Below are 6,405 nucleotides of genomic sequence, written 5' to 3'. Positions count from 1 at the left end.
CCGTCGGAACCCGTCCCGACGAGCCACCGCTCGATGCCGCCCAGGCCCAGCTGTGGGGTCTCGGACGCGTCGTCGCCCTGGAACAGCCGCGGCTGTGGGCGACGTCCTCACTCCACTGGCGCGCCCTCTCGTTGGCGGCGCTCCGGGTGGCCTCCGACGGCACGATCGGGCTGCCCGCCCGGCGGCCGAAGAGGACGTCCATCGGCTCCTCGATGTCCCCGGCGTACCCCATGGCGAAGCAGCCCTGCTGGTAGCCGATCATCTTGAGGACGTCCTCGGAGAACGTCCTGGCGACCTCCGGCGGGGCGACGAGGTACTGGTTCTCCTCCTGCCGGACCCAGCCGGAGCAGTAGCTCGTGATCAGGCCCTGTCGCACCTGGTCCGAGCGGTTGGTCCCGCCGCCGTGCACCACCTTCCCGTTGAAGACGAAGACCGATCCCTTGCGCATCTCGACGGGGATGGTGTCCGCCTCCGTGATCTCCGAGGGGTCGATCGTGTCGCTGCCGGGGGCCACCCGGGTGGCCCCGTTCTCCTCGGTGAAGTCGGTGAGCGCCCAGAAGAACTGGCACATCACATGGTGGTCGGCGGCGAAGGGGAAGAAGTCCCAGACGAGTTCGTCCTTGTGGGGCTTCTGCGCGACCGAGCCCGGGTGGGCGCTGATGAGCTGGGTCTGCGACAGCTGGAACTCGGTCGACGACGCGAGCACTTCCCCCGCTATCCCCTTGATCAGCGGGTGCACGATCAGATCGCGGACGGTAGCCGAGCGGGCGACGGCGCTTCCCGTGCGCTTGGTCCGCTGGCCGGCGAACGCGTCCGGCCCGAACGGTGTCGCGTCGATATAGGGCGTCATCTCGTCCAGCAGGGCGTCCACCGTTTCGTGCGGAAGCACATCCTCGACAACGGCGTAGCCGTTCTCACGCATGCTCTGCATGATGTCGTCGATTCGGGCGTCGCTGCTGAAACGATCGTTCGTCTTCGTCCTGGGCTTCATTCCCTGTCCCTCCTTGTCGGGATCGCTCTCCGGGTGCGATGGGGAAAAGAATTACCCGACTCCGATTCCGGGACAACAAGGTGGGAGCGGCCGGCCTTTTGCCGGTCATGGCCGACGACGCCGGAAATGCGGTGCGTTCGTGCTGGTCAGAGAGGCTTGACGATACTTCCGGCGTGCGTCGTCCGATCGCCTTCCGGGCAGTTGAATACGCCCGCGAGTCGTCGCGGGACAGCCATTCATCCGTTTCGGTATGCCCCGAAGTACATTCCGGGCTGTCCCTGCGGGCGTATCGAAAACGGACGCCCCGGTGGTCGAATCACCGGGCAACGGAAAACGCCGGAAACCGGTGCGACGCATTGCGTCACCGGTCCCGATCGACACGAGGAGACAGCCACCATGACCACGATCGACACCACGACGGCGAGCATCACCTTCGACGGGGAGAACCTCGGCCTCGACGACGTCCGGTCCGTCGCGGAACAGCACACCCGGGTCACGGTGAGCCCCGAAGTGCTGGACAAGGCGGCCGCCAGCCGGAAGCAGTTCGAGGACATCGTCCACCAGGGCGCGTCGGTGTACGGAGTGACCACCGGCTACGGCGAGATGATCTACATGCAGGTGGAGCCCTCCAAAGAGGTGGAGCTGCAGACGAACCTGATCCGCAGCCACAGCGCCGGCGTCGGCCCGCTGTTCGCCGAGGACGAGGCCCGCGCGATACTCGCCGCCCGGCTCAACGCCCTCGCACGCGGCTACTCGGCCGTGCGGCCCGAGGTCCTGGAGCGGCTGGCCCTCTACCTCAACGAGGGCATCATCCCCGCGATCCCCGAGATCGGCTCGCTCGGCGCCAGCGGCGACCTCGCGACCCTGTCGCACATCGCCATCACCGTGATCGGCGAGGGGTACGTGCTCCGCGACGGCGGCCGGGTCCCGACCGGCGAGGTGCTGCGCGAGCGGGGCATCGAACCCCTGGAGATGCGCTTCAAGGAGGGCCTCGCGCTGATCAACGGCACCTCCGGGATGACCGGACTGGGCTCGCTCGTGGTCGCCCGCGCCCTCGACCAGCTCCACCAGGCGGAGATCGTCTCCGCCCTGCTGCTGGAGGCCCTGAAGTGCTCCACCAGCCCGTTCCTCGCCGAGGGCCATGAGCTGGCCCGCCCGCACCGGGGCCAGATCGACTCGGCGGCCAACCTGCGCACCCTGCTCGCCGACAGCCGACTGGCCGTGTCGCACGCGGAGGTCCGCGGCGAGGTGGAGAGCAAGCGGTCGGGCGACGACGTGACCCGCACCGACGTCTACCTCCAGAAGGCGTACACGCTGCGGGCCATCCCCCAGGTGCTCGGCGCGGTGCGCGACACCCTGCGGCACGCGGCGAGCACGCTGGGCACGGAGCTCAACTCCGCCACCGACAACCCGCTGTTCTTCCCCGGTCAGGAAGTCTTCCACGGCGGCAACTACCACGGTCAGCCCGTCGCGTTCGCCATGGACTTCACCACGATCGCCCTCACCCAGCTCGGCGTGCTCTCCGAGCGCCAGACCAACCGGCTGCTCAACCGGCACCTCAACTACGGGCTCCCGGAGTTCCTCGTCGCCGGGGAGCCCGGCCTCAACAGCGGCTTCGCCGGCGCCCAGTACCCGGCCACCGCGCTGGTCGCGGAGAACCGGACCGTCGCCCCCGCGAGCACACAGAGCGTCCCGTCCAACGGCGACAACCAGGACATCGTCAGCATGGGCCTGATCGCCGCGCGGAACGCCCGGCGGGTGCTCTCCAACAACACCAAGATCCTCGCCGTGGAGTTCCTGGCGGCGGCCCAGGCCGTGGACCTGAACGACTGCTACGGAAAGCTCAGCACCGCCGGCAGGGCCGCGTACGACGCCGTGCGCGCCATCGCCCCGACCCTCGACCGCGACCGGTACATGTCGGACGAGCTGGAGCTGGTGGCCGACGCGGTCGAGCGCGGCGAGTTCCTGCGCGCCGTCACCGCTGCCGGGATCACGCTGCGGTGAACCGGCCGCACCCCGCACCGGCACCCGAGTACGTATCAGCACCTCACGGCGGATGGTGGGAGGCAGGATGAAGACGGCGAGAGCGCTGACGGTCCTGGACGCTCCGGTCGACGCGGACGTGGACCCGGACGACCTGGTCCGCGCGGCCATGCAGTGGCACTTCTCCCCGGAGACCGGCACGCCGTTCTGGCTGCGGCGGCAGGAGACCCTGGACTTCGACCCGCGTCACGACATCCGCACCATGGCGGACCTGCTGTTGTTCCCGCAGGTCGTCGACGACCTGCGGTACGCCCCGGTGGAGGATCTGCTGCCCCGGGGCTACGGGGGGACCGCCGAGGTGATCGGGGTCTTCGAGAGCGGCGGCACCACCGGAGTCCCCAAACGGGTGCTCTACCTGGCCGACTGGATGGAACGCGAGATGGCGAACGCCATGCGCGCCATGGACGAGCGGGGCTACCCGCACGGGGCGAACTGGCTGTCGCTCGGCCCGAGCGGACCGCACGACTACGCCGAACTCACCGGCCAGCACGCACGCCGCCGGGGCGGCTTCCGCTTCGCCGTCGACTTCGACCCCCGCTGGGTACGCCGCTGTCTGCGGGAGGGACGCGGCGAGGAGGCCGACCGGTACCTGGACCATGTGCTCGCCCAGGCGGCCGACGTGCTCCGCAGCCAGCGGACCGGGGCGCTCCAGGCGCCCCCGCCGGTGCTGGAGCGCCTGGCTCGCGACGAACGGCTGGTCGACCTCGTACGGGACCAGGTGGAGATCATCACCTGGTGCGGGACGAGCATGGACCGCGACACCCGGGACCTGTTGCGGGGTGAGGTCTTCCCCGGGATACCGCTCTTCGGGCTCTACGGCAGCACGATGGCGCTGGGAGCCGCCTTCGAGCGGGTGACCACCGAGGACGGCGACTCCGCGTTCGACTCGCCCTCGCCGCACGTCAGCTACACGGTGGTCGACCCCGGGAGCGGCAGGCCCGCCGCCGTCGGGGAGACGGGCCAGGTGGTCATGCACCACGTCAGCAAGTCGGCCCTGCTGCCCAACAACCGCGAGCGCGACCTGGCCCGGCGGGTGACCGCGCCGCCGGACGCGGTCGGGCACTCCGTGGCGGACGTCCGCCCGCTCGAAGCCTTCACCGGCGTCCCCGTCATCGTGGGGGCCTACTGATGGCGACCGCGCCGAACGACGTCGCGACCGCGCCGCCGGGGACCGGGGGAGGGGCTCTCCCCTTCATCGACGCCCTCGTCCCCGCCGGCGCCTACCGCACGGGCCGGCGGGAGACGGTCCGGGACGTGGCGGGGGAACCGCTCGCGGAACTCTCGCTCGTCCCTGGCCTGTACATCGCCCGCACCCTGGACCGGCTGCGCCGTGAGCCGGCCCCGTCCGCGGGCGAGCAGGGACGGTCTCCGGCCCTGCTCGCCCGCCGGCTCCGGGCCGCGGGAGAGGCTTTCGCCTCGGACACGCTGGGCGGGCTGACGCCGAAGGAGCACGACAGACTCGTGGCACGGTCGACCGGCGTACCGGTGTCGGTGGTCCGGGCCGCCACGGCGACCATCGCGGACGTGCTGGCCAAGGTGGTCGACACCGCCGCCGGGGCCCGCCCCCGGGCGGCGCTGCCACCGGGACGGCGACAGTCCCCGAACACCGGCGCCGGCGCCGGCGCCGTCGTCTGGCGTCGTCGCGGCCGGCTGCTCGGCGTCAACGCGTCCGGGAACCATCCGGCCGTCCACTCGCTGTGGCTGGAGGCGCTGGCCCTCGGGTACCGCGTCGCCGTGCGACCCTCGCGCCGGGACCCGTTCACGCCCCACCGGCTGGTGCTGGCCCTGCGCTCGGGCGGATTCGCCGACGACGAGGTGCTCACGCTGCCGTGCGACCACGGCACCGCCGACGAACTGGTCGGCGGCAGCGACCTCGCCATGGTCTTCGGCGGGGACGCGACCGTACGCCGCTACGCGGGCGGAGGATCCCGGACACCGGTCCTGACCCAGGGACCCGGCCGGGTGAAGGTCCTCGTCCGGGGCCGGTGGGAGCCGTATCTCGACGTCGTCGCCGACTCCGTCGGCGGACTGGGCGGCGTCTCCTGCCTCAACGCGACCGCCGTACTGGTCGAACACGACGCCAGGGGCTTCGCCGAGGCCCTGGCGGAGCGGCTCGCGGCGTTGCGGCCGGGGCCGCCGGAGCAGGAGGACGCCCAGCTTCCGTGCCTGCCCCTGGCGGAGGCCCGGCGGGTCGAGGACGCCCTGCGCCGGGGTGCGGCGGGCTGCGAGCCCGTCCTCGGCGACACGGTCGTGCACGACCTGGGCGACGGCAGCGCGGCACTCCGGCCCGCCGTGCACCTGGTGGACGATCCGACGGCCGAACAGCTGGGCCTGGAGCTGCCGTTCCCGTGCGTCTGGGTCGCCCCCTGGTCCCCCGACCACGGCGCGGCCCCGTTACGCGGATCCCTGGTGGTCGGCGTCGCCGGCGGGAACACCGCCTTGGTGGACGCGTTGCTGGACGAGCCGTCCATCCGCAATGTCTACGGCCTGGACCGGCCCACCTGGTGGTTGCCGCCGGAGATGCCGCACGACGGATATCTGGCCGAGTTCCTCATGCGCAGCACGGCCCTGGCCGGAATCTGACACCCCGGAAGACCGAAACACCGAAACACCGAAGCACCGGAACACCGAAGCACCGGAACACCGAAGCACCGGAACACCGGAACACCGAAAGGAGGACACACTGTGCTCGCTGTGGTCATGCACGCCCCGGGCGACGTACGCGTCGAGGAGGTACCGGAGCCCCGCGTCGAGGAACCGACGGACGCGTTGGTACGGGTGGTGGCGGCCGGCGTCTGTGGCTCGGACCTGTCCGTACTGCGCGGTCTCTCGCCCCTGCCCCGGCCGGTCCGCAGCGGCCACGAGTTCGTCGGCGTCGTCGAGGACACGGGCGCGGGCGTGACGGCTCTGCGCCCGGGGGACTTCGTCCTCGCCCCGTTCAGCACCTCGGACGGCACCTGCCCGCACTGCCGCCGAGGTCTGCCGATCGCCTGCGAGAACGGCAGGCTTTTCGGCGAGTTCGGGCCCGACGGATCGGTGCTCGACGGGGGACAGGCCGAGTCCGTACGCGTACCCCTGGCCGACACGACGCTGGTGGCCGTTCCCGGGACGCCGCCCGACGACCTCGTCCCGTCACTGCTGGCCCTGACCGATGTGATGTCCACCGGACACGAGGCGGCCGTGCACGCCGGAGTGGCCCCGGGGTCCACGGTCGTGGTCGTCGGCGACGGGGCCGTGGGCCAGTGCGCGGTCCTGGCCTCCCGCAGGCTGGGCGCGGCCCGGATCGTGGTCATGTCGCGCGACCCGTGGCGCCGGCGGCTCGCCCGCGCCCACGGGGCCACCGATCTGGTCGCCGCCCGGGGGGAGGAGGG

At 71.6% G+C, this 6,405-nt stretch carries 5 protein-coding genes; 4 read left to right on the top strand and 1 reads right to left on the bottom strand.

Annotated elements, in window-relative coordinates; all coding sequences use genetic code 11:
- The coding region (locus HET64_RS34885) for a phytanoyl-CoA dioxygenase family protein (protein WP_215111255.1) at positions 1-991 on the bottom strand (991 nt) is incomplete at its 3' end.
- Between the two features lie 396 nt (positions 992-1,387).
- Here HET64_RS34885 and cmdF point away from each other — a divergent pair.
- The 4 genes from cmdF to HET64_RS34865 all read left to right on the top strand — a co-directional run.
- Positions 1,388-2,995 (top strand): tyrosine 2,3-aminomutase, encoded by a 1,608-nt coding sequence (cmdF, locus tag HET64_RS34880; protein ID WP_215111254.1) that lies wholly within the window; start codon positions 1,388-1,390, stop codon positions 2,993-2,995.
- 67 nt (positions 2,996-3,062) lie between these two features.
- Complete coding sequence (locus HET64_RS34875; RefSeq protein ID WP_215111253.1) at positions 3,063-4,163, top strand: phenazine antibiotic biosynthesis protein; 1,101 nt, start codon at positions 3,063-3,065, stop codon at positions 4,161-4,163.
- Positions 4,163-5,617, top strand: a complete 1,455-nt coding sequence (locus HET64_RS34870) for an aldehyde dehydrogenase family protein (RefSeq protein ID WP_215111252.1) — start codon at positions 4,163-4,165, stop codon at positions 5,615-5,617. Before HET64_RS34875 ends, HET64_RS34870 begins: the two co-directional genes overlap by 1 nt.
- 102 nt (positions 5,618-5,719) lie before the next feature.
- The coding region (locus HET64_RS34865) for an alcohol dehydrogenase catalytic domain-containing protein (RefSeq protein WP_215111251.1) at positions 5,720-6,405 on the top strand (686 nt) is incomplete at its 3' end.

It is taken from the genome of Streptomyces sp. McG3, from assembly GCF_018619185.1.
Lineage (GTDB): Bacteria > Actinomycetota > Actinomycetes > Streptomycetales > Streptomycetaceae > Streptomyces.
This window is presented reverse-complemented; position numbering and strand designations above follow the sequence as displayed.